The organism is Paenibacillus sp. FSL W7-1279, from assembly GCF_037969845.1.
Classification (GTDB): Bacteria; Bacillota; Bacilli; order Paenibacillales; family Paenibacillaceae; genus Paenibacillus_AQ.
Genome location: NZ_CP150215.1, coordinates 2794129 through 2820216 on the forward strand (window position 1 = coordinate 2794129; position 26088 = coordinate 2820216).

Genomic DNA, 26088 nt, shown 5'->3' on the forward strand with positions numbered 1-26088 from the left:
TATGTACAACCTCTAACGCAAATGAAGCTGGTTCTTTAATAATGAGTACACCCGCGTATCGTGCGCCACGCCATTTTGATATATATACTGGCGAAGAATACCTTCTGCTTCAAAACCGAGTTTGGTCAGGAGGGCATGGGAAGCCTGGTTCTCGATAAAAACAACGGCACCGATGCGCGTCAGACCAAGCTCCTTAAAACCATATGCGATAACGGCAGAGGCGGCTTCGCTTGCATAACCTTGTCCCCAGAATGCAGGATGTAATTCATATCCGATCTCGGCCCTCTTATGCCGCGGGGACCATACGTTATACCCAATCGTGCCGATGAGACCCTGGGCATCTTTCCTTTCGATGCCCCATCGAATTCCGCGTTTCTCCCTGTAATTGTTAGCGAAGAGCTCAACGAAATGGAGAGCCTGCTCGAGGGTGGTCAGTGTGTCTTGTCCGTAATAGCGAGTCACGTCATCATTCGAGAAGCAGCTGTAGATAGCCCCGGCATCCTGATGCTGGATCTCCCGCAGTCTTAATCGTTGGGTCTCTAGTATTGGAAACATGTACATCCTCCCAAGTAGATAATAAAATATTATATAACAACGGGCTGGCCTTAAAAGGACCAGCCCATTTAAATTGCATTCATTTTAATGTTAGTCGTCCGCTTTAGGATTGCCCAGCACTTATCGTATCGGAATCCGACTTAAACTGCCTCCGTCTGCAAATAAACGCTTGATGCTGCGTTCGACCTCTTCATCCGGTATTAATGGCGGGGCCTGATGCGGCTTCGTACGGGCATCGATAATGACCGTATCACAGCCCCAATGCTTGTGCTCATAGCGGCTGTTCACACCGTGAATGTCATGGGAAGGATTGCTGCGCGTAAAGGTTGCCCACAGAAAATTATTCACGGTCGCACTCATGAATTCACTGTCATCGCACAGAATGATCATCGGACAAGACGGGAGCGAACCTCGCTCGCGAATTGCATCGCTTAGGCTAGCCATTTCCTGCTCCACTTCGGCATAACTCGCAAAAGGGACTCCCTGGATCGCAACAATGCCGGGCATGATCCATTTTGCTAGCGTGTATCCCGGGAGATCCTTTAGGGCTTCAGGCACCTCATGGCACAAATCCCTTTTTTTATCCCCGACTGCCGCGAATACGACCTTGCTGCCGGTGTTGAGTCCGGTCCCGGAATAATCGAGTGTATCGATCGTGGTATTGGTCTGAAAATGGATGTCCCGCTGCAGATCGATGCGTTCCAATATATAGGTCAAGAAGTCCTCGATGCGATGTGTGCTTAAAGGCTCTTTCTCTTCCGCCGCGATGAACAAATACTTGGCTAAGCTTAATTGACCCGTGCCCAGTATCCGATTGGCAATCGTGAGAAGCTCAGCCGGTTGTTTTACTTGTTGATAAGGGGTATATCGTTCGCTGCCGATGGCAAAGAGCAAGGGGTGTACTCCTGCAGCGTCCACTGCATGCACCTCTTTGACACCCGGGATTTCTTGCCGGATGGCACCGCCGGTCAGTTCATGAATCAGTTCGCCGAAGGACGTATCTTCCTGAGGCGGTCTTCCGACTACCGTAAATGGATAGATTGCCTGCTGTTTGGCGTAAACCTTGTGCACGCGCATGACGGGAAACGGATGGACCAGGCTGTAATAGCCCAGATGATCGCCAAAAGGTCCCTCGGGCTTGGTTTCGCCGGGATGGATCTCCCCTGTTATGACGAAATCCGCATCGTGGCTAATGCAGTAGCCGTCAACATAGCTGTACCGGAAATGGCGTCCGGACAGCAAGCCGGCAAAGGTTAGCTCGCTCATGCCTTCCGGCAGCGGCATAACCGCTGAAATCGTATGGGCAGGGGGGCCCCCGATGAAACAGCTTACTTTAAGCGGCTGCCCCAATTTATTAGCCTTCGCTTGATGAATGCCGATGCCCCGGTGGATCTGGTAATGGATGCCGACTTCCTTGTTCGTTTCATATTCGTTGCCTGTCAGCTGCACCCGGTACATGCCCAGATTCGAATTCATGACGCCGGGCTTCTCCGGATCTTCCGAATAGACTTGAGGCAGCGTGACAAAAGCACCGCCATCGTCCTTCCAGTGTTTAATTAGCGGCATATCAGAAATTTGGATTTCCTGAAACCCAGGTGGCAGCCCCCCCGTTTTTTTGATAGGTAACGCGGTTTTAGCTGCTAATCCTGTCCCGACATATTTGAACGGATTTTTGAGCGCCTTCATCGGATCGTTGCGCAGCGCAATGACGTCTTGCGTGGATGCAAAGGTTTCCCGAAAAATGAATTTACTGCGCTCGATCGTCCCGAACAGGTTGGAGACCGCGCGGAACCTCGAACCTTTTACATTTTCAAACAGCAGCGCCGGGCCGCCTGCAACATAAACCTTCATATGTATGGCTGCCATTTCCAAATGAGGATCAACCTCTTCATGTATACGAACCAAATGCCCATGTTTCTCCAGATCCATAATGCATTCTTCCAGATTATGATATTTCATTACATAGCTCCAATCCCTTGAAGATAGTGAACTTATTCTACTATCTACTATTATCGACAATCTCACAGCACAGGTCAATGACACCCGATATAGACTGGAAGAATGGGAAACGGATCTTGATAGAGTGCGGGGCAGGATTCATGCCCGTTGTTCTGCGCCCCCATAATGATCGACAGCGAAGCTGAACAATACTTTCAGCATAAACAGGGTGCCGGCCAATAACATGTAGGGCTGGATGTTGGACAGCAAGAACGTACCCCCTATGCCGATCGATAGGAGCAAGCCTCCTACAAAATGCTGCGATGATTTCCCGATCAGCGCATTCACGATCACAGCTCCAGCGATGGTATATGCCCATATTCCCACCGCATACACCATGTCGGTATCCAGCAATACGGCGACCAGGAGGATATGAACGTGAATGGCGATGAACACAATCCGCTGTTTTTTACGGGCTGCATAGAAATTACTGGTCGAGCGGGTGAAATTGGCGATACAGCCGCAGAAAATATCGAAAATAAGCAATAAAGCAAGGATACCTCGCCATAAAGGCAAAGAATGCAGGATATCCGGAAAAACAAGGCTTACCGCTAGGGTCAGACACCCGCCGAACGCCAAGATGACAAGAATCGTGCCAACGGATTGCTGTTCACCGAAAACCTCATGCAGAATCGAAGGAATCTTTATTGCTTTCATTTCTTACCGCCCTCATTTCTTCGTAATTTAATTTGAAGTTATGTAGTAAATAAAGCGATGTACTACAAAAAGAGTATAACTTCGAGTAGGTGAATGTCAATTGTTTTGTAGTGAGAATATTGAATCACTCTAAAACTTGGTTTATACTTCATTTGAGGTGGAGAACACATGAACGGGTATGAACGCAGAAAGCATAAAAAAATGGAACAAATCTACGCTGTCGCTTTCCAGCTTTTTTCGAGGCACGGTTACCAAAAGGTTAGCGTCAACGAAATCGCCCAACAGGCAGGCGTGTCGCCTGCTACGATATATAACTATTTTGGAACCAAAGATCAGCTCTATATGGATATGATCATGGATTGGACGGACAAGCAGTTGGCGCTGTATGAGCGCATTCTGGATTCCGGGCGCACATTTGCCGAAAAGACCCAAGAAATCATGCTGCTGGAGGCTAAAAATCTGACCTTTTTATCGGAAGAGTTTCGGAATTTCCAAACCTCCGAGGAGCGCGGCATAAGTCAGACCATCCAGCAGTATAGCGAGGAGAAGGTGAAAGATTTTTTTATGAAGTTTGTCGCGCTGGGGAAACAAGAAGGGTATATTCATAAGGACCAAACCAAAGAGGTCACGATGCTGTATTTCTCGATGTTCATGAATGAGCTGGGGCGGCGCTGGAATTCGGGGAACCGGGAATATGTCAGCGACACCATGGAGACCTTGATGGAGCTTTTCTTTTATGGTTTAGCCGGACAAAAACATGAAGGCAGTTGATACCGAGGGGGGAGCGGTTGAATAAGTCTGAGAAGGAATTTATTCGGCGCTGGGTCGATGACAAGAAAGGAGCCGTACATGAACGAATTAACGAAAGCGCAAATCGTTGATCTGGTGACAAGTCTGTATAATGGGGAAGGCAGCGAGGAAGAGGTGGGGGAATGGATCGAATTGCTGCAGCGGAATGTTCCCCACCCCGACATTAGCAATTTGATTTTTTGGCCGGAAAAAGATCTGACACCTGAGGAAATCGTTGATAAGGCATTGAATTATAAACCAATCGTACTATGAGCTCGTTGATGATCGTGCATTTGGTGCCTCGGCTGTACGCGAGTAGGGGGTATCATATGTACGAACTTATCTTAGGTAATCAAAAAAGCAGCCGCTTCGCATATTAGCGAAGCGGCTGCTTTACGATATATGGTATTATTGCTGAACGATTGCGATAATTTCGTCTTCCAGCTCAAGTCGTACTTGCTCACTGTAAGCGCGGATATTGTATTCGGAGTATAGGTAGCGGAGAATAGCTTCGATGAGGTTAGCCTCAATCAAATATTGCGTTCTTCCGCCGACCCATACTTCAGCTGTATATCCGGTATCTTCGTCCCAGCTAAGCTCAAGCGATACATCGGTTGGTTTGACGCCTCTGCGTTCCGCCTGATGAAGGCAGACCGCATTGACGATTTCGTCCATGCTTAGAACCATGGATTAGTACCGATTATTGTTATTGTTGTTGTCGCGAGGCTCGTTTTGTTTACGGCGATTCTTCACGGAGCGTACAACAGCCATAACGATCATAATCAAAGCCCAGATTGCGATCAGGTTAATGAGCAATCCCATGATTTCGCCCATGAAGCCCATGCCGGCGAACATGCTGCCGAAGAGCAAGCCAGCCAGACCACCGATCATAAGTCCTTTCATCAAGCTGCCGCCGCTGAAAAATCCTGGTTTTTTCGTGTTGCCGGCTGCCCCTGTATTGGAACGGTTGTTCGTTTGTTGAACATTATTAGTATCCTTTTTCGGAGTGCTGTTGTATGACTTGGTCCCGGATTTGAAACCTCCGCCACCTCTTCTGGCATCTGCGGAATCAGGCGTCAGCGCTACAAAGAACAGTGTAATCGCTACAAGAATCGTCAATACTTTTTTCATCGTGTTCTGTCGAACCTCCCAGTAAATTTAGAGTAATAAAGAGTAATACGGACGAGTCACGATAAGGTTTCAAAATTTGTGCGACCATGTTTTGAGGCTGTTGTGTGCTGCTGCTGTCTCAGTAATTCCAGTACCCAATCACACCATTTCAGCTCGGTTTCAGCCATCATCAGCCCTTTGGTAGCGAGTACATAATTGCTGAAAGCCTTGCTTCCAATCTCGCGGGTATCCTCCGGAATTCCCTCTAAAATCTGCTCATAATAACGTTTTTTCTCCAGATACCCGATTCTGCGGTCCTCGAAAATATCGACGGCGATGCCGATCTCCGTCAGCCACAGGCAAAAGGTTCGAAGAGAAAGTTCATCCTTGGTGACTGCAGGCGCGATTGGTTGGTACATCCATTCACGCAGCTTCTGCATGCCTTTTTCTGTAATCGCATAAATTTTCTTGTCCGGTTTATCACTTTGCTGAACCCAGTGCGAGGACAACAGCTGTTTCTCCTCCATGCTGGACAGCAGGGGATAGATTTGACTGTGTTTGGCCTGCCAAAAGGGCTGTATTCGAAGCATCAAATCATATCCTGATGATTCTCTTCTTGCTAGTAAGCCTAACAAGCCGTATGACAACGTATTCATGGACATAACTCCCTTTGAAACGCATATCGTGGACGCTAAGGCGTGGATGGTCATCCGCCTATCGGTCCGGTTGTTAAAAAGTGTACACTGAAACTGTATGGTTTGACAACTGGGGGAGGGGGCTTTCTCTCTGCTTTTGGCAAAATTGTGACTAAAAAAGCACAAACGCGTATGCGTTTGTGCTTCCATTTGACTTTGATTGAATTATTCGTTCTCGTATCCTTCTACGACCAGATCAAGCGCGCCGGTGTTAGGGTCGATGACCATGCCATGAACGGGAACGTTTGGAGGAAGAAGCGGGTGGTTTTTAATCAGGCTCACCGTATTTTTTACGCCGTCCGTAATGTTATCGAAACCGCGAAGCCATTTGGATAACCGGATGCCGGAGTTTTCCAGCGTGGATAACACTTCATCGGATATGCCGCGGTCTCTCATATGCTGGATCATATCATCCGCGTTCAAGGAAGCCATGCCGCATTCGTAGTGACCCACAACGATGACTTCTTCGGCGTGCAGCTCGTACAGTGCAACCATGACGCTTCGCATAACACTTCCGAAGGGCTGTGAAATGATCGCGCCGGCATTTTTAATGATTTTGACGTCGCCATTTTTGAAATTCATCGCTTTAGGGAGCAGTTCAACCAATCGTGTATCCATACAAGTAATAATGACGAGTTTCTTCTCAGGAAAACGCCCTGTCAGGTAGGATTCGTACTCTTTATTCTCTACAAAGCTGCGATTGTGTTCCAGTATGCTGTTAAGGTGTTTTTCCATCGATTTTCTCTCCTTTGTATCTATAATTTATTTGTTGTAGTTACGCTCTGGCATCTAATACTTGAATATTGGTGCCATAGTTCTGTCCGCTGCTGTCCAGCCGGAAGGAGTAAGTGGCTGGATCTGCATCGAGCCTCATCTTCTCTTCGAAAAAAACGGCCTGCTTGCGGTTTACGATAAACGGCACCGGGCTGCCTGTCTCGACAGCGATATCTTCCGTCGTCGGCTCATCTACAATACGCAGGCTTGGGACGCCGTTGACGGCACATCCGCATCCCTCCGTGTCATAGATCAGCCTGATTGCGCCCGGCTTGTCCCCGAGCTTGTCCTTCAGCTTCAGCTCGGCTTGCCGGGTGAGTTGAATATTCACGGCCTCCTGACACTCCTTTATATGTATGTTGTTATTTATTCTTTCTGGAAGTTGATTATATACCTTGTAAAAAGTATCATCAATAGAGTAAAGAAAAATCCTAATATAAAAAAAGAAGGTGTGCCGGAATGGCAGTACAACATTTACCACAATGGGAACAATTTGATCGATTGGTTCGCAAAATTATGAGTTATTACGAAGCTATTGGCCTACTTCATTGGGATTTACGGACGGGTGCTCCACGCAAGGGAACCGAAATCCGTTCAGAAACGATCGGGGTTTTATCTACAGAGGCATTTAAACTGCAAATATCGGAAGAGATGGGTCAGCTGTTATCATTTTTTTCGGAGCCGGAACAGGTGCAGCAGCTGGATGATCGCAAACGCCGCATGATTGCGGAAGTGCGGAAGGTGTACGATCAGAGCAAATCCATTCCGCCTGAACGCTTTCAGGAGTATTCCATTCTCGCCGCCCAATCGGAGACGAAGTGGGAGGAAGCGAAGAAGAACAGCGATTTTGAAGGTTTCGAACCTTACTTAACGAAGATCGTTGCGTTCAAGCAAGAGTTTATTGATTATTGGGGCGTGAAAAACACCAGATACGACACACTCCTTGATATGTATGAGCCGGATTTAACGGTGGAAAAGGTGGATGCTATCTTTGACCGTCTGAAAGCGCGCCTGGTACCGCTGGTTCATGCGATCCAGAAATCGCCCTACAAGCCGAGAACGGACTTCTTGAAGCAGCTGTTCCCGAAAGAACAGCAGGAGAAATTCAGTTTGTTCCTGCTGGAGCAGATGGGCTACGACTTTGAAGCGGGACGTTTGGACGAGAGTGTGCATCCATTTGCAACGGGCTTAAACCCTGGAGACGTGCGCATTACGACCATGTATCTTCCGGACGATGTGCTAAGTGCGGTATTCAGCTCTTTGCATGAGGGCGGGCATGCCCTTTATGAGCAAAATATCGATAAAGAGCTTGCAGGAACGCCGCTCTCCGGCGGTACCTCGATGGGCATCCATGAATCTCAATCCCGTCTGTGGGAAAATATGATTGGTCGCAGCCGTCCGTTCTGGCGCCGTTATTTCGCGGAATTGCAGCAGCACTTCCCAGAACAATTGAAGGACGTAGACATCGAGGATTTCTATTTGGCCGCGAACAAGGTAGAGAACTCTCTGATTCGAATTGAGGCGGATGAGCTTACTTATAACCTGCACATCATTATTCGTTATGAGATCGAGAAGAAACTCTTTAACGAAGGTTTGGCCGTGAAGGATCTGCCGGAGACCTGGAACGCGAAGTATAAAGAATACCTCGGCATTATGCCGCCAAATGACGGAATGGGCGTTCTGCAGGACGTTCACTGGTCCGGCGGGGATTTCGGATATTTCGCTTCGTATTCCCTTGGCAATATGTATGCGGCTCAGATGCTTCACACGATGCGTAAAGAACTGCCGCACCTCGACCAGCTTATCGAAGAGGGGAACCTCGCCCCGATCAAGGAATGGCTGACGGACAAGGTTTACAAGTACGGAAAGAGCGAGAAGCCGTCCGAGATCATCGTGCGCGTCACCGGAGAAGAATTGAATCCGGACTATTTGGCCGATTATCTCGAAGAGAAGTATAAAGAGATTTACAAACTTTGATCCACATTATAAACGCAGCCCAAGTGGCTGCGTTTTTTTTGTATTAAGACAGTATACAACTCTGAAGCTTCAATCCTTATCTCGCTAGAAAAGCTTCCACTAGCCGTGGTCTGTCTTCCGACAAAATACGTTGATAGACGGTTTACGATCGATCATGCCAAATGAATAGCCCCCAGCATATCTATCAGGCGTTTAACCTTTGGGCAGGCACATGCATATGCTGAAAAGAAACAAAGGGTCAATGGGAATGGAGGGTTACGATGAAGCGTCAAAAATGGTGGGGGCTGGCGTTAACCATGCTGCTTGTTTGCGGAGTGGCGCTTGCCGGGTGCCGTGGCGGCGGATCGGCTACGAAGGTCAAGATTGGCGAAGTGACGCGCTCGATCTTCTACGCGCCGCAGTATGTCGCATTGGAAAAAGGATTTTTTAAGGAAGAGGGGCTTGATGTCGAGCTGCAGACGACCCCTGGCGGAGACAAAACGATGACGGCCCTGCTGTCAGGAGCCATCGATGTGGCACTTGTCGGCTCGGAAACTTCGATTTACGTGTATCAACAGGGCTCTGAAGATCCGGTCATTAACTTCGGACAGGTGACGCAGACAGACGGGACATTTTTGATGGCCAGGGATGAGGGCGCTTTTGACTGGAACAACCTGCAGGGTAAAGTATTCCTTGGTCAGCGTAAAGGCGGAATGCCGCAGATGGCAGGCGAGTTTACGCTCCGTAAAAAAGGGATCGATCCGCACTCGGACCTGGAACTGATTCAGAATATCGATTTTGCGAATATCGCCTCTGCTTATGCTTCCGGCACCGGTGAATTTGTTCAGCTCTTTGAACCGCAGGCCTCCATCTTTGAAAAAGAAGGCCGTGGCAAAGTGGTGGCTTCCTTTGGCGTAGAAAGCGGACGACTGCCATATACCGTATTCATGACAAAACAGAGCTTTATCGACAAAAACGATGCCACGGTGCAGAAGTTTACGAATGCCCTGTACAAGGCACAGCAATGGGTGGATGCGAGCAGCCCCGAAGATATCGCGGATGCAATCATGCCTTATTTTAAGGATAGCGACCGCGACATCGTAGTGTCTTCCGTTAAACGCTACAAGGAGCAGGGCAGCTATGCGACCGATCCGATCGTGGACGAGGCGGAATGGAACAATCTGCTGGACGTGATGGAGCAGGCCGGGGAACTGAAAGAACGTGTAGCGCCTGAAACAATCGTCAACAACAGCTTTGCCGAGAAAGCGAAACAAGCCAAATGATGAAATAGCCTAATCCATAGAACGAAGGGAGAGAGCACCAATGGTACCGGTAGTTGAATTGAATGATATCGCTCACGTATATGTCACGGATCGGGAAGCCTCTCTGGCTGTGGAAGGGATTCAATTGAAGGTGGAACCGGGGGAGTTCATCAGCCTGGTTGGGCCTAGCGGCTGCGGCAAGACAACGATTTTGTCTGTCATTGCCGGCTTGCTGCAGCCATCCAAAGGAGCCGCTTATGTGAACGGCAAACCGGTAAACGGGCCGTCGCCGGCGGTCGGGTACATGCTGCAGCAGGACTATTTATTTCCTTGGCGCACCATTATGGATAACGCCTTAATCGGCTTGGAACTGACGGAGCGGTTGAATCCGGAAAGTCGCGGTATCGTACAGAGTTTGCTCAAGGAGATGGGCCTTGGGGACAGCGGCAACCTCTATCCCGCCCAGCTGTCAGGCGGAATGAGACAGCGGGTTGCACTTGTAAGGACCTTGGCGACGGATCCGGGCCTGCTATTGCTGGATGAACCTTTCTCCGCACTCGATTATCAGACGAAGCTGCAGCTTGAAGATCTGATCGTGGACACCTTGAAGGAGCGCGGGAAGACCGCCATCCTGGTGACCCATGATTTGTCCGAAGCCATTGCGATGAGCGATCGGGTCATTCTCCTGAACCGCAACCCGGGGAGGATTCACCGAATGTTCAATATTCCTGAGAACATACGTCAGGTACAGCCTTTTTATGCTCGTAAGGAGCCGGGGTTCAACGAATTGTTTCATGAGATCTGGGGCGAAATGCAAACGATCGGGAAGGAGTGAAGCCTATGACATCAAGGGATGAGCCTCATGCTTCTTCTTCGAAGGGCTGGCTCCAGGATATTTATGTAAAACACATGAAGCGCAAGAAAAGTTTACGCAGACGCGTGCTGACCGTCCAGCTTAGCATGCTGCTGCTATTCTTTATCTGGTGGGAAGCGGCGGGGAGATTCAAATGGATAGACGTGCTGCTCTTCAGCTATCCGACCAAAATTTTTGCCAACATATGGGGGAATATGATCAGCGGCGAGTTATGGGGGCACTTGGGGATCACGGTAGGGGAGACGGTTGTCGGATTCCTGCTCGGTACGCTGGTAGGCACGCTGCTCGCCGTATTCATCTGGTGGTCACCGTTTCTTAACAAGGTTCTGGATCCCTATATGGTTGTGTTCAACAGTATGCCGAAAGTAGCGCTGGGTCCGATATTTATCGTGATGTTTGGCGCAGGTTTTACGGCTATTGTTGTCACTACGTTATCCATCACGGTCATCGTGACCACGCTTGTTGTATACAACAGTTTTCATGAGGTGGATTCCAATCTGATCAAGGTCGTCCGGACGTTCGGCGGAACCAAGCGCCAGGTGTTTCAGCGGGTTATTTTGCCAGCTTCGTATCCGGCGATCGTATCAACGCTCAAGGTCAATGTGGGCATGGCGTGGGTCGGCGTTATCGTCGGCGAATTTCTGGTCGCCAAATCGGGTCTCGGTTACTTGATTATGTACGGGTTTCAGGTATTCAATTTCACGCTTGTGCTGTCGAGTCTGCTCATTATCGCCGTCGTGGCAACAGCCATGTATCAAATGGTGGTATATATAGAAAGGAAATTGCTGACTCATCGTTAATGGGCTTGGTCTATTGCCCCCAGGCATGGTTGTTTATGGCATAAAAATAAGCTAGGATGAAGATACCTTATATATGTGGTCATATAAAAAGAAACATATATAGTCATCATCAACTCGCCTGGAGGCTCTTCATCACATGGGATTTCGTGTCATCAAAACGGCTGCGGCAAGCCTGCTTGCCATCTTAATTACAGATGCCTTGAACATACCGGGGGCTACGTCCGCCGGTCTTCTTGCTATACTTGGCGTTGACGTCACGCGAAAACGGAGTGTGCGCTCCATATCGTCCAGATTGTTCGCTTCATTGCTGGGTCTGGTGCTGGCGTGTATTCTATTTTATTTTCTCGGATTTCATTATTGGGTATTGGCTCTATACATATTGCTTGCCTTTCCCGCGATTTCGAAGGCGAACTTCAAGGAAGGCATCGTAACCAGCTCGGTCGTGGTGTTTCGGGTGTTCCAGGGGGAAGAGATCGGGATGGACATTTTGCTCACCCAAATTGAACTGTTGATCATCGGTCTCGGATCGGCGATGCTTGTGAACCTGGTTTATATGCCGAACAGCGAGGGAGCGATGATGGAGATCCGCCAGAAGGTGGACGGGCTCTTCTCCGTCATTTTCCGTCACTTCTCGCTTACGCTTCGGGATCCTGAACATATATGGGACGGGAAAGAGCTGATTGAGGCCAACCGGCAGATTGAGAAAGGAATTGAGGAAGCGAAGCGGGCATCGGAGAACCAGATGATTCATCCAGACGGCTCCTGGAACATCTATTTTTATATGCGGAAGGAACAGATGGAGAATATCCAGAGCATGATGCATCAAATATCCCAGGTGTACGAGCGGCTTCCTCACGGTGTGCTGACGGCGGAAATATTCGATCAATTAAGCAAGGATGTCGTTGCCGAAGGATATACGGGCAAGTCCGAAGGATTGCTGATTGAGCTGGAGGACAGGTTCAAGGAGATGGAACTGCCGACGACTCGCGAAGAATTCGAGGTCCGTTCCGCGATCCTGCAGCTATGCCATGAGCTGGAATACTATTTGAATATTTCAAAGAAGTATAAGGCGCCCACGGCAAAAAAACCGCAGAAGCGCGCGGATTCGGCCGTATAGCTCTGGGATTTGCAAAAAAAAATCTGATATTTTTAGCATCATATGAATTTATTTGGACCACTTCATTCAACATTCGCCCATGTCTTGCATACACATGTATGGAATGATTGTATGGAGGAGGTTCGAAGATGTCATTGAGTCATAAACACCAATGTAGAGAAATCATCACGAAGGCGATCTGCGGCAAGGGTCGTAAATTCTCTACCGTAACACATACCGTGACTCCGCCTAATAATCCGACCAGTATTTTGGGGGCTTGGATTATAAACCATCAATACGAGGCGGTTGCCGCCGGAGACGGAATTGAAGTTATTGGTACTTACGATGTTAACATCTGGTATTCCTATGACAAAAATTCACAGACCGATGTGGCGAAAGAAACGGTATCGTATGTAGAACGCGTGCCTCTTTCCTATCTGGATCCGAAGCATCGTGCATCCACGGTGGAAGTGTCGGCTGAAGCGACACAGGAGCCGAGCTGCGTTGAGGCCAGCGTATCCTCGAATGGCACGAGTGTCATTCTGCGGGTAGAGAGAGAGTACGCGGTGGAGCTGATTGCCGAGACCAAGGTCGTTGTCAAAGTATGCAGCCATCATCATGGCGATTACGAGGACAAAGAATTCGATTACGTCCTGGGAGACGAAGTCGATGATTACGAAGACCTTGATTACGAAGGTCTGGAGGATGAACTGTAAGATAACCCTCCTGTAGGAATGATTCTAATCTTAGCATATGCAGTGAGGGCAGCTTTGCGGAGGGCGGATGCCCTCTTTTTTATTTTTTTTACAGGGGGACTAGGAGATGGCTCAATTTAAAGTAAAACCAGCTGCTGTAAAAGAATATGTACCCTTGAAGGGAGCTGCTGTGCTTCTCGCGCAGGCACGTCTGTCCAGATCCGGAATACCGTCCCTTCTGGGCTTGGGCTCGGTTGAGGAAAAGCATTACACGGCCAGGTTCGCGGTTCATGTTGAGCAGCTGTCCGTAGTCTCGATCCGCTCCTATCAGCTCGGCGGCGGTGAAGTCATGTTTAAGCCTGACCCCGAGACCGGGAGGTATGAGGATGGCCTGCATCGGCGATTGGAGAAAGCGGCCCTGCGGTCGCTGTATACGCTGGGCGTGGATGAAGGAGAGGTTATCATCATTGCCCGACCCGGGCGAAGATATGTAGTCGAGGACATCCGCATGAAAGCGGGCCGGATTAAAACCGTCATGAGTGCGAAGGGGATGCCGGCGGCAGGTTTTCCCGCGCATAACGAAGACAGTGAATCCTCTTTGGCTGCGCCGCTGCTCATGGGGATGGATCCCGAGTTTGTGCTGATGAAGGATAACGGGGAGATTGTGTTTGCATCCGAATTTATGGAGCGCGGCGGATCGGTCGGCAGTGACGCCGTTCGTTTTCGGGGGGAGGTCATTTACCCCATTGCCGAGCTCAGACCGTTACCGAGAGCGAATCCGAAGGCGTTAATGATTGAAATGCAAAAAGCTCTGCGTCAAGCCCAGAGCCTGATTACCGATCGTTCGCTGACATGGAGGGCAGGAGCGCTGCCTTATGGTGATTTCCCGCTAGGCGGTCATATTCATTTCAGCGGAGTACCGCTCTCCCTGTCCCTTCTTCAGACGCTGGACAATTATCTGGCTCTGCCGCTGGCGCTGCTCGAAGACCCCAAGGGACGTTCTCGCAGACCGCGTTATGGGTTCCTGGGGGATTTTCGGAGGCAGCCGTATGGCGGGTTTGAATACCGTACGCTCCCCAGCTTTCTCGTTTCCCCGCTTGTCGCGAAGGTGTCACTGTATGTTGCCTACCTGGCAGCTCGATACAGCGACCGTTTGCTGGCGAGGCCATTCAATACGGAGCGTTACCATCGCGCCTATTATGAAGGCGACAAGTCCGTGCTTAAAGAATGTATCGCAGGCTGGCACAGGGATTTATTAGCGCTGCCGGAATATTCGGACTTTGCCCGCGAAATCGAACTTGCGCTTGCTCACATGGAAGCGGGGCGGGCCTGGGATGAAAGCAGAGATATCAGGCCGCTGTGGAATATTCCCGTTTAAGAGGTTATTCAAAAAGTCCGATTTTGATAAGAAAACCAATCGAGGCCAATCAAGGATGAGCGACCGCGATTCAAAGGTAGGTTTTCTTGCGATATAGAATTTCATCAGCTCCGTTGATAACTTATAAATCCTATATCTAACACGAAGTGAATTAAGAAGCAACTCGGCATCGAATCTTGAATTCAGCCGGGCCTTCCGGTGCTCACGTACAAACTACGTACGCTCCGCTCCTCACTCCCTAGCTTCATCCAACTGAAGCGTTTTGAACAAACGCACATCGGAAGCATAAGCTTCGGTGCTGAAAACCGACCTTTTTGAACGCGCACGTTAAACCGTAATGCCTTGCGGTCAATTTCTGTTATAATGGAGGTCAAGCTAGAAGGTAATGGAGGTACGTCATGGCTAAATATACGCCGATGATTGAACAATATTTGAAGGTCAAAGAACAAGCGCGCGATGCGTTTCTTTTTTTCCGCTTAGGCGATTTTTACGAAATGTTTTTTGATGATGCAATCCTTGCATCGAAGGAATTGGAGATTACGCTGACCGGCCGCGAAGGCGGCGGTGCAGAGAAAATACCGATGTGCGGAGTCCCTTATCATTCCGCGGAGGGTTATATTCAGCGGTTGATTGAGAAGGGGTACAAAGTCGCCATCTGCGAACAGATGGAGGATGCTTCAGTCACCAAAGGCATGGTGCGGCGGGAAATCGTTCGGGTCGTCACGCCGGGGACCATCATGGACGGCAAGGTTGTGCACGACAAGTCGAACAATTACATGGTGTGTGTCACGGAAACGGGCGGCTTGATGTCTTTATCGGCATGCGATCTGTCAACCGGGGAGCTTTATGTGACGTCAGTTCCATCTTCGGAGGAATGGCTGCGGGATGAGATTGGCCTTTATGAGCCTTCCGAGATTATTGGGGACGCGGCGCTGCTTGATATCATTTCATCTCAGGCGCTTCCAGGCAGCCGCAACATCGTCTATACGGCATGGGATCGTAGGGAGGACGCATTGGTACGCACCCAGTTCGGTGAGCCGGCTTGGGCCCGCCTGGAAGAGGAGCGAAGAGCCTGCATATCCCTGCTAATCTCGTATTTAAGCGAGACGCAGAAGCGGTCGCTGGGGCAGCTGACGCAGATTGCTTCCTATGAACCGGGACAATACATGGTTCTGGATCCGTTCACCAGACGCAACCTGGAGCTGGTTGAGACGGTTCGTGAGCGTTCGAAGAAAGGTTCGCTCCTGTGGCTTCTGGATCGCACGGAAACCTCGATGGGAGCCAGACTCCTGCGGCGGAGAATCGATAAACCGCTGCTGTCCCGCAGCCGGATTGAAGAGCGGCTGGAGGCTGTTGAGCATTTGTATAACCAGTACATACTGCGTGAAGATTTGCGGATGGCGCTTAAAGAGATATACGATCTAGAGCGATTGGTCGGCCGGATTGCGTTCGGCAGCGCGAACGGACGGGATTTGAACGCGCTCAAGCTGTCATTAAGACAAATTCCTTCTCTGAAAGAGCTGTGTGCCGAGTCTGCTTCCGAGACGCTGCGCCGGGTGGCTGCGGATACGGATATTTGCGACGATCTGTGCGAACTGATCGAGAATGCGATTGTTGACGAACCGCCGGTATCCGTGCGTGACGGAGGCATCATCAAGCCGGGTTATCACGAGCGGCTGGATGAGTTTCGTGAAGCGAGCACCAGCGGCAAACGCTGGATCGCCGAGCTGGAAGCCAAGGAACGCGCCGCTACGGGGATCAAGTCGCTGAAGATCGGTTACAACAAGGTGTTCGGCTATTATATCGAGGTGACGAAGTCCAATCTGTCGTCCCTGCCGGAAGGCCGGTATGAGCGCAAACAGACGCTGGCGAACGCGGAGCGTTATGTCACGCCCGAGCTGAAGGAGAAGGAAGGATTGATCCTTGAGGCGCAGGAGAAGATGGTGGATCTGGAGTACGCTCTCTTTACCGAGCTCAGGGACAAGCTGAATACCCAAGTGAGCCGGCTCCAAAAGCTCGCGGAGCGCATTGCCGAGATTGACGTCTATCAATCCCTGGCCGCGGTCAGCGCGGAATACCGGTTCGTGAAGCCGGAGCTGAGCGAAGGGTATGATTATATCGTTGAAGGCGGTCGTCATCCTGTCGTGGAAGCCGTCATGAAGGATTCATCGTTTATCGCGAACGGGACGGATTTACGCAAGGACGGCTCCTCGATCCTGCTGATTACCGGTCCGAATATGGCTGGAAAAAGCACATACATGCGCCAGGTTGCCTTGTTATCGATTTTGGCCCAGATGGGCTGCTTTGTTCCGGCAGAGCGCGCGGTTATCCCGCTGGTGGACCGTATCTTTACCCGCATTGGAGCGGCAGACGATCTGATCGGCGGCCAGAGCACTTTTATGGTGGAAATGGCGGATATTCAGGTCATGACGGAAAAAGCAACGCCCCGCAGCCTGATTATCATCGACGAGCTGGGACGCGGTACGTCGACGAGTGAAGGCATGGCGATTGCGCAAGCCGTGATTGAGTATGTGCATGACCATATCGGCTGTAAGGCATTGGTATCCACGCATTTCCATGAGCTCGCCCATCTTCAGGAAAGCCTTGGCGGTCTCAAAAATTATTCCATGGCGGTTCAGGAAAGCGGAGACAAAGTGCATTTTCTCCGCAAGCTGATCCCTGGCGCGGCTGACAGCAGCTACGGCATTTACTGTGCGAGATTGGCAGGATTGCCCGGCAGCATCATTGACCGCGCCTATGGGCTCCTGCAGGGCCTGGAGATGGCCTCGCTGGCCGCGGTGGCATCGGAGCAAGGGATTGTGATTCAGCGCGAGCAGCCAGCTGCCGCAGCTCCTTCCGATGAGAGACGAAGCGGATCGGAAGCTGTATATGAGCATCGTGATGATAAGATGCCGTATACCGAAAGCTTGAGCGGCGCCGACCGGAAGGGCGGCGTGGTGCAGCTCTCCATTTTTGGCGAGGAGGAAGTGCCTGAACCGAGTGTTAAGCCTGGCAAGGATCAGCATTCCATGGCGCAGGAAACTTCTCAAGATCCTGCCGTCAAGAGCCTCATTGCTGCCGTTAAAGGCGCGGACGTGATGAATATGACGCCGCTTCAGGCCATGCAATTCCTGAACGACCTGAAGCTTCAAGCGAAGGATATGTGATTTTGGCATGGGGATGAAATGAAACGGAGGTAGGAACGATGGGGATTATTCGGATTTTGGACGAGCATATTGCAAACCAGATTGCTGCCGGTGAGGTGGTGGAGCGGCCTGCCTCCGTTGTGAAGGAGCTGGTCGAGAACGCCATTGATGCCGGGAGCACCAAGATTGACGTAACGGTCGAAGAAGGCGGACTGGACAGCATTCGCGTAACGGATAACGGCGCCGGCATTGATCCGGAGGATTGCGAGACGGCTTTTTACCGCCATGCGACAAGCAAAATCGCTGAAGGCCGCGATCTGTTTCAAATCACCAGCCTTGGATTCCGGGGCGAAGCCCTGCCATCCATCGCGGCCGTATCCAAGGTGCGTCTGGTTACGTCCAATGCTCAGGATGGCCGCGGACGGGTGCTCGAAATCGAAGGCGGTCATCTGCGCGTGAACGAAGAAACGGCTGCACCCCGAGGAACGGATTTTCTCGTGAAGGAATTGTTCTTCAATACGCCGGCAAGGCTGAAATATATGAAAACGATCCAAACCGAGCTGGGGCATATATCCGACTATATGTATCGTCTGGCCCTTTCCCGGCCGGATATTGCTTTTACGCTCAGGCACAATGGAAACTCGCTGCTGCAGACGCTGGGCAACGGCGATGCCCTTCAGGTCATTGCGGCCATATACGGTACCCAATCGGCCAAAGCGATGCTGCCGTTTGAAGCGGAGAATATGGACTACACGCTAAGCGGATATATCAGCCGCCCGGATTATACCCGGGCAAACCGTAACGGCATGTCGCTGATCATCAATGGGAGGTATATTCGGAACTACGGCTTGATGCAGGCGATTTTGAGAGGTTATCATACGCTGCTGCCAATCAACCGGTTTCCGCTCGTTGTCATTCAGTTGTCCATGCACCCCTCTTTGATTGATGTGAATGTGCATCCCTCCAAGCTGGAGGTGCGGTTCAGTAAAGAGCAGGAGCTGTTCGCTTTGGTGGAGGAAGAAATTCGCAAGGTGCTGCAGCAGGAAATCCTGATTCCACGCCCGGCCAAACAAAATATTGGCAAAAGCGACAACGCCTATATCCAGGAACAGCTGCAATTTTCTCCTGCGCAAAGCCATGCCTCGCCGAACGGCAGCAGCAGTGAACGGGATATCGCGATCCCCGGAAGCGGCGAGCCTTCAATTGGCGGAAACATGCCTCTCAAGGCGCCACCTGCAGCGACATGGCCGGAGGGGCAGGTCTTCACCCGGTCTGAGCCGGATATCAAGCGCGCTTATGGGTCCGGAGCAGCAGGTACATCCGCCACCTCGCAAATGCGGGAAACGGCAGCAGCTTCTTCTTATCGCAGTGAATACCGCAATGAGACCAGGGGGAATGCCGGAATTCCTGCCGTAACGAAAGAGTGGCTGCAGGCGGCCTCAGGACCAGCTCCAGAGATCCCGCCATTTCCGGAGCTCACGCTTATCGGCCAGCATCACGGTACTTATCTCATAGCGCAGAATGATACCGGGCTGTACCTGATTGATCAGCATGCCGCGCATGAGCGGATTAACTACGAGTATTACTACGAACAGTTTGGCAACCCGGCAGACGCATCCCAGGAGCTGCTGCTGCCGATTACGCTGGAATTTACGCCCTCGGAATCGGAAAAGGTGAAGGAACGGCTGCACTGGTTTGAAAAGGTTGGCGTGTATATGGAGTTTTTTGGCGGTCATACCTTCCTGGTGCGCTCCCATCCGTTCTGGTTCCCCAAGGGCGACGAGAAGGCCATTATCGAAGAGATGGCTGAATGGGTGCTGAGCGAACGCAATATCGATATCGCCAAGCTGAGAGAAACCTCGTCGATCATGTGTTCCTGCAAGGCTTCCATCAAAGCCAATCAGAAGCTGACGGAGCAGGAGGCGATGACGTTGATACAGCGTTTGGGCGCCTGCCGGCAGCCGTACACATGTCCGCATGGACGACCGATTGTGGTTTCGTTCTCGGCTTATGATTTGGAGAAAATGTTTAAGCGCGTTATGTAACAGCAAGGAGGACCTTCATGATTATAACAACTGGAGAAGCGGAAGCGCCGGACATTGTGGAGCGCGCGATAAGTTTAGCCCGGGAAACCGGCTGCCGTTATGTCCAGCGCGGCGGTCATTCATTGCGAAAATTAGCACGCAGGTCCGGAGATGACGACGTGTTGGTCGTACTCAACGGACATGTGCGTCTAAGCGGACCGGACGGATCGGTCATGGAATTTCATCCGAGTATGGGGTTTGTCCGATTGAAACGCGTACTGAGCGGAAAACCCGATCCCATGCTGGAGGCTTCCGGAATGGAGGAAGGGGATTCCGTACTGGATTGTACGGCGGGGCTTGGAGCCGACTCCCTGGTATTTTCGGGCAAGGGCGGCCCGAACAGTCGGATCACTGCTCTGGAAAGCTCGCTTCCCTTGTATGCGCTGCTGAAAGAAGGGCTTCGGACCTATGAAAGCCATCTGGAGGCCAGTGATCAGGCGATGAGGCGAATCGAGGTCAAGCACAGTCATCACCTGGAATATTTAAAGTCGCTGCCGGACCGAAGCGTAGACATTGTTTATTTTGATCCGATGTTCCGTGAACCGATCGCCGAATCGGCTTCCATCCATCCTTTGAGACATTATGCAAACGGGGAGCCGCTGGAAATGGAAAGTGTGAGAGAAGCGGTCAGGGTCGCGCGCAAAACCGTTGTCATGAAGGAAGCGCGATCCAGCGGAGAGTTTGAACGGCTTGGCTTTACATTGCCTGAACGGGGAAAATCGAAAATAACGTACGGAGTGATTTCCATTGACAGTTGAAACCAAACCGAAACTGCTCGTTCTTATTGGACCGACAGCTGTAGGTAAAACCAAAATGAGTATTGAAATTGCGAAGGAATTCGGATGTGAGATTATCTCCGGCGATTCGATGCAGGTATACCGGGGAATGGATATCGGAACAGCCAAAATTTCAGCCGAAGAAATGGAAGGCGTCCCCCACCATCTCATTGACATTCACGAGCCCGATCACCCCTATTCGGTAGCCGAATTTCAAGAGCAAAGCCAAAGGCTCATTACGGAGATCACGCAGCAGGGAAAACTTCCGTTCATTGTTGGCGGAACCGGCCTTTATGTGGAGTCGGTGTGCTACGGCTATCAGTTTAGCGAGACCGGAGCGGATGAAGTTTTTAGGGAAGCGCAGTTCCGCTATGCCAATGAACACGGAGCCGAGGCTCTTCATCAAAAATTGGCAGAGGTTGATCCTGAAACGGCCGAACGGCTTCACCCTAATGACCTACGTCGGGTCGTTCGTGCTTTGGAAGTATACCATATGACCGGCGTCCCACTTTCGGCCCAGCTGGCGCCCCAAACCAAGCAATCTCCCTATGACTTATGCTTGGTCGGTTTGACAATGGACAGGCAAATGCTATATAACCGTATTGAAGAGCGAATTGATCTTATGCTGAGCCAGGGACTTGTTGATGAGGTGGCGGCGCTCATGGACAAAGGGTTCGCTCCGGGACTTGTATCCATGCAAGGGTTGGGTTATAAGGAAATCGTTTCATACCTTAACGGAGAATTCAGCTACGAGGAGGCCGTCGTGCTGCTCAAGCGCGATACACGCCGATTCGCTAAGCGGCAGCTATCTTGGTTTCGCCACATGAAGGACATCGAGTGGGTAGACGTCACCGACTCGGGAAATTTTTCTGCAAACTATCAAAAAATCCGTGCTATAATAGCAGGAAAGTTTCACTGAAATCTTGAATATATTTTCAAAACAATCTAAATGAACCATTGGGGGTACGGCTAATGAACAAGTCCATTAACATCCAAGACACGTTCTTGAACCAACTGCGCAAAGAGAACATTCCGGCCACGGTATACCTTACAAACGGCTTTCAGATCCGTGGAACGATCAAAGCTTTTGACAATTTTACCATCGTGATTGACAGCGACGGCCGTCAGCAAATGGTGTACAAGCATGCTATCTCCACGTTCATGCCGCAGCGTAATGTGTCCCTGATGCAGGATAACAGCAGCGATCAATAGATTTTAGAATGGTTTTATAAAGAGCAGAATCATACCGTCAACTGATTAATTTGAAACTTTTTGGTTTATAATTCGTTTAGCTTATAAGGAGTGCAGAGAGCAACCTGAGAAGGTTGTTCTTTTCTTTCCGAGGCACGACTTAAAGTCAGAAGGCTTGATCCCGCAAGGGAGTAAGGAGGGGGACAAATGGCTGGAAAAGATAATCAGATGTCACGGTTGAATAAAAACAAAGACAACTCGAAGACATCCAAAACCACGAAACCGAATGCGAAGAAGAAAAAGGGCAAGGGAAAGCGAATCGCGTGGGCGTTGTTTTTCACGGCCGTCATTGCGATCTTCTGTGCGCTTGCAGGTTATTTGTTCATCCTGATCAGCGGTGAAAAGCTGCTGGAGCAGAATCAGGATAAGCTGACCGCATACGGTACTTCCAAGGTATATGACCGTAATGGCGCGCTGATGGGCGAACTATCCCTCCAGAAGAGTGATCCCGTGAAGTACGAGGATATTCCTGAGAAATTGATACAAGCATTCATTGCAACAGAAGATAAACGGTTCATGGAGCACAACGGCGTGGACATGTGGTCGATCGGCCGCGCAGCGGTAAAGGATATCATGGCCCGTTCCATGGTTGAAGGCGGAAGCACGATCACACAGCAGCTGGCGAAGAATATATTCTTGACCAGGGATAAAACCTTCTTCCGGAAGGCGACGGAAATGTCGATCGCGCTGGCGCTTGAGCGTCAGCACAGCAAACAGGAAATTATCGAGATGTATTTAAACCGGATTAACTTCGGAGGACCTTATTACGGCATCAAAGCCGCATCCGAGCGTTATTTCGGCAAGTCGGATCTGAACAAGCTGGATTTATGGGAAATGGCGACACTTGCGGCAATGCCGAAGGGACCGTCCCGATATAATCCGCTTAAGAATCCTGACCTCTCCAAAGAGCGTCGTGCGGTCGTATTGACCCTGATGGAACAGCAGGGGTATATCACGGCCGAAGAGGCAGCGGAAGCCAAAAAAGTGGACTATGCTTATACACCGCCTGAAAGACAGCAGAAATATACAGCGTTTATCGATTATGTCATGGAAGAGGCAGAAGAGAAGTGGGGCCTTACCGAGGACGACGTTAACATCGGCGGTTATCAGATTTACACCACGATGGACGTGAATGCCCAGACGGCAATGGAAGAAGAGTTCAAGAATCCGGAAAACTTTGAAGAAAGTCCGGACGACGTGCCGGTTGAAGGTTCTATGGTCATCATAAACCAGGAAACCGGCGGTATCGTCGCCATGTCCGGTGGACGGGAATATACGCGCGGCGGGTTCAGCCGGGCTACCGACAGCCGTCGTCAGCCGGGATCCGCCTTGAAGCCGATTGTATCGTATGCACCGGCGCTGGAATCCGGGAAGTTTACGAAGGACTCCAGATTAAGTAATAAAAAGCAATGTTTTGGCAGCAATTACTGTCCGAACAACCTGCACGGTTACTCGGAGACCATTGGCATGCCGGAAGCGATTCAGCGTTCCGAGAACATTCCGGCCGTATGGCTGTTGAACCAAATCGGCGTAAAAGCCGGATTCGAGTTTGCACAGAGTCTCGGCATCAAGATGACCGAAGGCGATGCGAACTTATCCCTGGCCCTCGGCGGAATGGATACAGGTACGAACACATTTGAGATGGCACAGGCTTTCAGCGCTTTTGCCAATGGCGGAGAATTTAAAGAGGCTTTTGCGATCAAACAGATTAAGGATAACAAAGGCAAGGTTGTGCATGAGAATAAAGGCAGCAAAGGGAAGCGCGTAATGAGTGCTTCGACGGCTTCGCAAATGACAGACATGATGAAGCGCGTCGTAGAGGACGGAACGGGTAGAAATGCTCGAATCAGCCGTCCGGTAGCCGGTAAGACCGGAACCACGCAGAGCGGCTATAAGGGCGTCAGCTCAAACCGCGACGTATGGTTTGTCGGATATACGCCGGAGTTAACGGCAGCTGTATGGATGGGTTATGACAACCCTGACCGGCAGCATCTGCTGAAACGAAGCAGTTCGATCTCGGCTTCCCTATGGGGCAAAGTAATGGAGAAGGCGGTTCAGGGATATGAAGCCAAGAGCTTCCCGAGTACCGAGCCGGTACAGCCGCCTGTAGAAGAAACGACATTAACTGCAGTCAGCGGTTTGACGGGCTCCTATAACGGGGAGACTCAGACTGTATCACTGAGCTGGAATCCGGTTCACGGCAACATTCAATACCGCGTGTACCGTAAGGAAACGTCGGAATCGGAATACACCCGCATTCTCGATTCCTTGGGAGGAACCGCTATCGAGGATATGAGTGCGATGGAAGGTTTGACTTACGATTATTATGTGACGGCCTTCGATCCATCAACCGGCGATGAGTCGGAACCTTCGAACATTTTACAAATCGTGGCTGTTTCCGAGGAATTGCCGCCTGAGGATCTGGAACCCGATCCGGGAGACATCCAGGAACCGCCTCCGGTTGATGAAGGTGACAACGGAGCAGGCAATGAGTTCCCTCCTGGAAATGAGAATGGCAACGGGAACGGAAACGGCAACGGTAATGGCGAGCCAGGCAATGGGAATGGTGAAGGCCCAGGCAATGGCAACGGAAATGGTAATGGTAACGGTAATGGAACGAATCCTCCTGACAATGGAAACGGGGCCGGGAATGGCCAAGATGGTCAATTTCCTGGCGATGGATCGGATGGCTCGGGAGATGGATCTAACAATGGCGACACAGGCACTGGAGGAACCGAAACCGATTCGGGCAATATTCCTACGGTACCGGGAACCATTGTGGAGCCGTCGGATCCGGTTGACGGATCTGACGAGTCTCAAGACAGCCCATAATGAATTTGAAAGCCTCCGCATGATTGCGGAGGCTTCTTTGTTTTGAGTGTGAAACCCAAATGTGGTAAGCTGGGAATACGAATGGGGAGGAAAAGTTCCATGAAACGTAAATTCGGAGATCGGGCGAATTGGCGCCGTATCACCCGCCGGCACTTCACTTCCCGGTATGTGGAATGTGAGCAATTTACAGGGTATCTCACGTTATATACCATATATGGCCTGAAAGAACCGTTGTGGAAGACGTATGGCCGTCATACTTACCGAATCGCGGACAAAGGTTATTCATGGCTGCAGTATTATCCGAAGGACAGCCATTTCATCGTGACAGCCATGTTTGATGACAAACGAAATATTGTTCAATGGTACATCGATATTTGCAAGAAACAAGGGGTAACGGATCAGGGTGTCCCTTGGTTTGATGATCTGTATTTGGACGTTGTTGTCGTCAAAAATGGTGAAGTGTTCTTGCTGGATGAAGATGAGCTTGAGGACGCCTTAGGGCGGAATGACATTACGCGGGATGATTACAGGCTTGCCAAGGTGACCGCGCGGAATCTGCTTCGGGCCATCGACGCGCATGAATTCCCTTACTTTATGATGTCTCTGAAGCATCGCGACCAGTTATTTCATAACGGAGAGTTCAGGAGGAAGAAATAATGCGTCAGGAAATACATAAGAGTCTGCCACGAGCAGGCACTAAGAAGAGAGCATGGTATCGGAGAGGGATGATTACCCTGCTCTCTCTCGTTGTTCTTGGAGTGCTATGGTCAGGTTATGCATATTGGAAGATCGAAAGCGCAGTCAGCAGTCCGTCGGAAAAGGCGGATGTCGGCATCATCTTGGGCGCTTCCATGTGGGGAGATCAGCCAAGTCCTGGGCTTCGCGAACGGCTTGAGCATGCACTGGTTGAATACCATGCAGGCCGTTTTGATACCTTTATCGTTTCAGGCGGCCTTGATAAGCCCGGGTATCCATTTACCGAAGCCGAAGGGATGAGAAATTTCTTGGTCGACGCGGGCGTACCCGAAGAACAAATCTTCCTGGAGAACGAAGCTACGAGCACTTACGAGAATTTGCTCTTCAGCCAAGCAATAATGGAGGAGCATGGGTGGAAGACCGCCATTATAGTAACCCATGACTATCACGGGACGAGGGCGATGGAGGTTGCGACAACCCTTGGTTATGATCGTCCTTCTATATCGCTGACGGAATCTACCGTTTTGCCAATGGCCAAACACAAGTCTAGGGAAGTGCTGGCGTATACGAAATGGACGGCCGATCGGCTGTTGATCGCCATGGGTGTCCTATGAGGACGAAACTTCTAATAAGCAGGCTGTAAATAGAATACATTGGAATAGAT

At 50.5% G+C, this 26088-nt stretch carries 25 protein-coding genes; 17 read left to right on the forward strand and 8 right to left on the reverse strand.

The features are described 5' to 3' along the window. Positions 1 to 12: 12 nt before the first annotated feature. The 3 genes from MKY82_RS12370 to MKY82_RS12380 all read right to left on the reverse strand — a co-directional run bounded on the left by MKY82_RS12370 (position 13) and on the right by MKY82_RS12380 (position 3210). Positions 13 to 555 (reverse strand): GNAT family protein, encoded by a 543-nt coding sequence (locus MKY82_RS12370; RefSeq protein ID WP_220685772.1) that lies wholly within the window; start codon positions 553 to 555, stop codon positions 13 to 15. Positions 556 to 675: 120 nt separating this feature from the next. Then, the gene (locus MKY82_RS12375) at positions 676 to 2514 is read right to left on the reverse strand and encodes a UbiD family decarboxylase (protein ID WP_339296176.1); all 1839 of its coding nucleotides are present in this window, start codon (positions 2512 to 2514) and stop codon (positions 676 to 678) included. Positions 2515 to 2652: 138 nt separating this feature from the next. Then, positions 2653 to 3210, reverse strand: coding sequence for a hypothetical protein (locus MKY82_RS12380; protein ID WP_339296177.1), 558 nt, complete (start codon positions 3208 to 3210; stop codon positions 2653 to 2655). 168 nt (positions 3211 to 3378) lie between these two features. On the opposite strand from MKY82_RS12380, the gene MKY82_RS12385 reads away from it, so the two are divergent. Both MKY82_RS12385 and MKY82_RS12390 read left to right on the forward strand, forming a co-directional pair. Then, positions 3379 to 3981, forward strand: a complete 603-nt coding sequence (locus tag MKY82_RS12385) for a TetR/AcrR family transcriptional regulator (protein ID WP_339296178.1) — start codon at positions 3379 to 3381, stop codon at positions 3979 to 3981. Positions 3982 to 4059: 78 nt separating this feature from the next. Beyond that, positions 4060 to 4272: a bacteriocin immunity protein gene (locus MKY82_RS12390; protein ID WP_194542034.1), complete on the forward strand. Its 213-nt coding sequence runs from the start codon at positions 4060 to 4062 to the stop codon at positions 4270 to 4272. A gap of 135 nt (positions 4273 to 4407) precedes the next feature. Here MKY82_RS12390 and MKY82_RS12395 read toward each other — a convergent pair whose 3' ends face one another. The 5 genes from MKY82_RS12395 to MKY82_RS12415 form a co-directional block, all read right to left on the reverse strand. Continuing rightward, positions 4408 to 4686 carry a YxcD family protein gene (locus tag MKY82_RS12395; RefSeq protein ID WP_071218258.1) on the reverse strand — a complete coding sequence of 93 codons (279 nt, stop codon included), beginning with the start codon at positions 4684 to 4686 and terminating at the stop codon, positions 4408 to 4410. 3 nt (positions 4687 to 4689) lie between these two features. Next, the gene (locus tag MKY82_RS12400; protein ID WP_113056815.1) at positions 4690 to 5130 is read right to left on the reverse strand and encodes a hypothetical protein; all 441 of its coding nucleotides are present in this window, start codon (positions 5128 to 5130) and stop codon (positions 4690 to 4692) included. Positions 5131 to 5186: 56 nt separating this feature from the next. Beyond that, positions 5187 to 5765, reverse strand: coding sequence for a PadR family transcriptional regulator (locus tag MKY82_RS12405; protein ID WP_113056814.1), 579 nt, complete (start codon positions 5763 to 5765; stop codon positions 5187 to 5189). Positions 5766 to 5969: 204 nt separating this feature from the next. Then, positions 5970 to 6539, reverse strand: coding sequence for a carbonic anhydrase (locus tag MKY82_RS12410; RefSeq protein ID WP_071218255.1), 570 nt, complete (start codon positions 6537 to 6539; stop codon positions 5970 to 5972). Between the two features lie 40 nt (positions 6540 to 6579). Then, positions 6580 to 6909, reverse strand: a complete 330-nt coding sequence (locus MKY82_RS12415; RefSeq protein ID WP_216531065.1) for an iron-sulfur cluster biosynthesis family protein — start codon at positions 6907 to 6909, stop codon at positions 6580 to 6582. Between the two features lie 128 nt (positions 6910 to 7037). Here MKY82_RS12415 and MKY82_RS12420 point away from each other — a divergent pair, with 128 nt between their 5' ends. The 15 genes from MKY82_RS12420 (at position 7038) to MKY82_RS12490 (ending at position 26038) form a co-directional block, all read left to right on the forward strand. Next, positions 7038 to 8555, forward strand: a complete 1518-nt coding sequence (locus MKY82_RS12420) for a carboxypeptidase M32 (RefSeq protein ID WP_339296179.1) — start codon at positions 7038 to 7040, stop codon at positions 8553 to 8555. 260 nt (positions 8556 to 8815) lie between these two features. Beyond that, positions 8816 to 9817 carry an ABC transporter substrate-binding protein gene (locus tag MKY82_RS12425; protein WP_339296180.1) on the forward strand — a complete coding sequence of 334 codons (1002 nt, stop codon included), beginning with the start codon at positions 8816 to 8818 and terminating at the stop codon, positions 9815 to 9817. 40 nt (positions 9818 to 9857) lie between these two features. Further along, the gene (locus MKY82_RS12430; protein ID WP_194542039.1) at positions 9858 to 10631 is read left to right on the forward strand and encodes an ABC transporter ATP-binding protein; all 774 of its coding nucleotides are present in this window, start codon (positions 9858 to 9860) and stop codon (positions 10629 to 10631) included. A 5-nt stretch (positions 10632 to 10636) separates the two neighbouring features. Then, the gene (locus MKY82_RS12435) at positions 10637 to 11470 is read left to right on the forward strand and encodes an ABC transporter permease (RefSeq protein ID WP_194542040.1); all 834 of its coding nucleotides are present in this window, start codon (positions 10637 to 10639) and stop codon (positions 11468 to 11470) included. A gap of 136 nt (positions 11471 to 11606) precedes the next feature. Continuing rightward, positions 11607 to 12587 (forward strand): aromatic acid exporter family protein, encoded by a 981-nt coding sequence (locus tag MKY82_RS12440; protein WP_194542041.1) that lies wholly within the window; start codon positions 11607 to 11609, stop codon positions 12585 to 12587. A 128-nt stretch (positions 12588 to 12715) separates the two neighbouring features. Further along, a complete protein-coding gene (locus MKY82_RS12445) occupies positions 12716 to 13282 on the forward strand; it encodes an outer spore coat protein CotE (protein WP_071218248.1) in 567 nt (188 codons plus the stop codon). Between the two features lie 106 nt (positions 13283 to 13388). After that, positions 13389 to 14639, forward strand: coding sequence for a hypothetical protein (locus tag MKY82_RS12450; protein WP_339296181.1), 1251 nt, complete (start codon positions 13389 to 13391; stop codon positions 14637 to 14639). 398 nt (positions 14640 to 15037) lie between these two features. Beyond that, positions 15038 to 17806, forward strand: a complete 2769-nt coding sequence (gene mutS / locus MKY82_RS12455; protein WP_339296182.1) for a DNA mismatch repair protein MutS — start codon at positions 15038 to 15040, stop codon at positions 17804 to 17806. A 38-nt stretch (positions 17807 to 17844) separates the two neighbouring features. Beyond that, positions 17845 to 19830, forward strand: a complete 1986-nt coding sequence (mutL, locus tag MKY82_RS12460) for a DNA mismatch repair endonuclease MutL (RefSeq protein WP_339296183.1) — start codon at positions 17845 to 17847, stop codon at positions 19828 to 19830. Positions 19831 to 19847: 17 nt separating this feature from the next. Continuing rightward, a complete protein-coding gene (locus tag MKY82_RS12465; RefSeq protein ID WP_339296184.1) occupies positions 19848 to 20627 on the forward strand; it encodes a class I SAM-dependent methyltransferase in 780 nt (259 codons plus the stop codon). Beyond that, positions 20617 to 21564, forward strand: coding sequence for a tRNA (adenosine(37)-N6)-dimethylallyltransferase MiaA (miaA, locus tag MKY82_RS12470; RefSeq protein WP_339296185.1), 948 nt, complete (start codon positions 20617 to 20619; stop codon positions 21562 to 21564). Before MKY82_RS12465 ends, miaA begins: the two co-directional genes overlap by 11 nt. 53 nt (positions 21565 to 21617) lie before the next feature. After that, positions 21618 to 21857, forward strand: coding sequence for an RNA chaperone Hfq (gene hfq, locus MKY82_RS12475; RefSeq protein ID WP_071218242.1), 240 nt, complete (start codon positions 21618 to 21620; stop codon positions 21855 to 21857). 186 nt (positions 21858 to 22043) lie between these two features. Then, on the forward strand, positions 22044 to 24728 hold the full coding sequence (locus tag MKY82_RS12480) for a PBP1A family penicillin-binding protein (RefSeq protein ID WP_339296186.1): 2685 nt from the start codon (positions 22044 to 22046) through the stop codon (positions 24726 to 24728). Positions 24729 to 24827: 99 nt separating this feature from the next. Further along, on the forward strand, positions 24828 to 25385 hold the full coding sequence (locus MKY82_RS12485) for a DUF402 domain-containing protein (protein ID WP_071218240.1): 558 nt from the start codon (positions 24828 to 24830) through the stop codon (positions 25383 to 25385). Further along, positions 25385 to 26038 carry a YdcF family protein gene (locus MKY82_RS12490; protein ID WP_194542048.1) on the forward strand — a complete coding sequence of 218 codons (654 nt, stop codon included), beginning with the start codon at positions 25385 to 25387 and terminating at the stop codon, positions 26036 to 26038. Before MKY82_RS12485 ends, MKY82_RS12490 begins: the two co-directional genes overlap by 1 nt. Positions 26039 to 26088: the final 50 nt, after the last annotated feature.

Coding starts and splice junctions, on each gene's coding strand:
- MKY82_RS12370 (WP_220685772.1), bottom strand. CDS start 555: ATGTTTCCAATACTAGAGACCCAACGATTAAGACTGCGGGAGATCCAG.
- MKY82_RS12375 (WP_339296176.1), bottom strand. CDS start 2,514: ATGAAATATCATAATCTGGAAGAATGCATTATGGATCTGGAGAAACAT.
- MKY82_RS12380 (WP_339296177.1), bottom strand. CDS start 3,210: ATGAAAGCAATAAAGATTCCTTCGATTCTGCATGAGGTTTTCGGTGAA.
- MKY82_RS12385 (WP_339296178.1), top strand. CDS start 3,379: ATGAACGGGTATGAACGCAGAAAGCATAAAAAAATGGAACAAATCTAC.
- MKY82_RS12390 (WP_194542034.1), top strand. CDS start 4,060: ATGAACGAATTAACGAAAGCGCAAATCGTTGATCTGGTGACAAGTCTG.
- MKY82_RS12395 (WP_071218258.1), bottom strand. CDS start 4,686: ATGGTTCTAAGCATGGACGAAATCGTCAATGCGGTCTGCCTTCATCAG.
- MKY82_RS12400 (WP_113056815.1), bottom strand. CDS start 5,130: ATGAAAAAAGTATTGACGATTCTTGTAGCGATTACACTGTTCTTTGTA.
- MKY82_RS12405 (WP_113056814.1), bottom strand. CDS start 5,765: ATGAATACGTTGTCATACGGCTTGTTAGGCTTACTAGCAAGAAGAGAA.
- MKY82_RS12410 (WP_071218255.1), bottom strand. CDS start 6,539: ATGGAAAAACACCTTAACAGCATACTGGAACACAATCGCAGCTTTGTA.
- MKY82_RS12420 (WP_339296179.1), top strand. CDS start 7,038: ATGGCAGTACAACATTTACCACAATGGGAACAATTTGATCGATTGGTT.
- MKY82_RS12425 (WP_339296180.1), top strand. CDS start 8,816: ATGAAGCGTCAAAAATGGTGGGGGCTGGCGTTAACCATGCTGCTTGTT.
- MKY82_RS12430 (WP_194542039.1), top strand. CDS start 9,858: ATGGTACCGGTAGTTGAATTGAATGATATCGCTCACGTATATGTCACG.
- MKY82_RS12435 (WP_194542040.1), top strand. CDS start 10,637: ATGACATCAAGGGATGAGCCTCATGCTTCTTCTTCGAAGGGCTGGCTC.
- MKY82_RS12440 (WP_194542041.1), top strand. CDS start 11,607: ATGGGATTTCGTGTCATCAAAACGGCTGCGGCAAGCCTGCTTGCCATC.
- MKY82_RS12445 (WP_071218248.1), top strand. CDS start 12,716: ATGTCATTGAGTCATAAACACCAATGTAGAGAAATCATCACGAAGGCG.
- MKY82_RS12450 (WP_339296181.1), top strand. CDS start 13,389: ATGGCTCAATTTAAAGTAAAACCAGCTGCTGTAAAAGAATATGTACCC.
- mutS (WP_339296182.1), top strand. CDS start 15,038: ATGGCTAAATATACGCCGATGATTGAACAATATTTGAAGGTCAAAGAA.
- mutL (WP_339296183.1), top strand. CDS start 17,845: ATGGGGATTATTCGGATTTTGGACGAGCATATTGCAAACCAGATTGCT.
- MKY82_RS12465 (WP_339296184.1), top strand. CDS start 19,848: ATGATTATAACAACTGGAGAAGCGGAAGCGCCGGACATTGTGGAGCGC.
- hfq (WP_071218242.1), top strand. CDS start 21,618: ATGAACAAGTCCATTAACATCCAAGACACGTTCTTGAACCAACTGCGC.
- MKY82_RS12480 (WP_339296186.1), top strand. CDS start 22,044: ATGGCTGGAAAAGATAATCAGATGTCACGGTTGAATAAAAACAAAGAC.
- MKY82_RS12485 (WP_071218240.1), top strand. CDS start 24,828: ATGAAACGTAAATTCGGAGATCGGGCGAATTGGCGCCGTATCACCCGC.
- MKY82_RS12490 (WP_194542048.1), top strand. CDS start 25,385: ATGCGTCAGGAAATACATAAGAGTCTGCCACGAGCAGGCACTAAGAAG.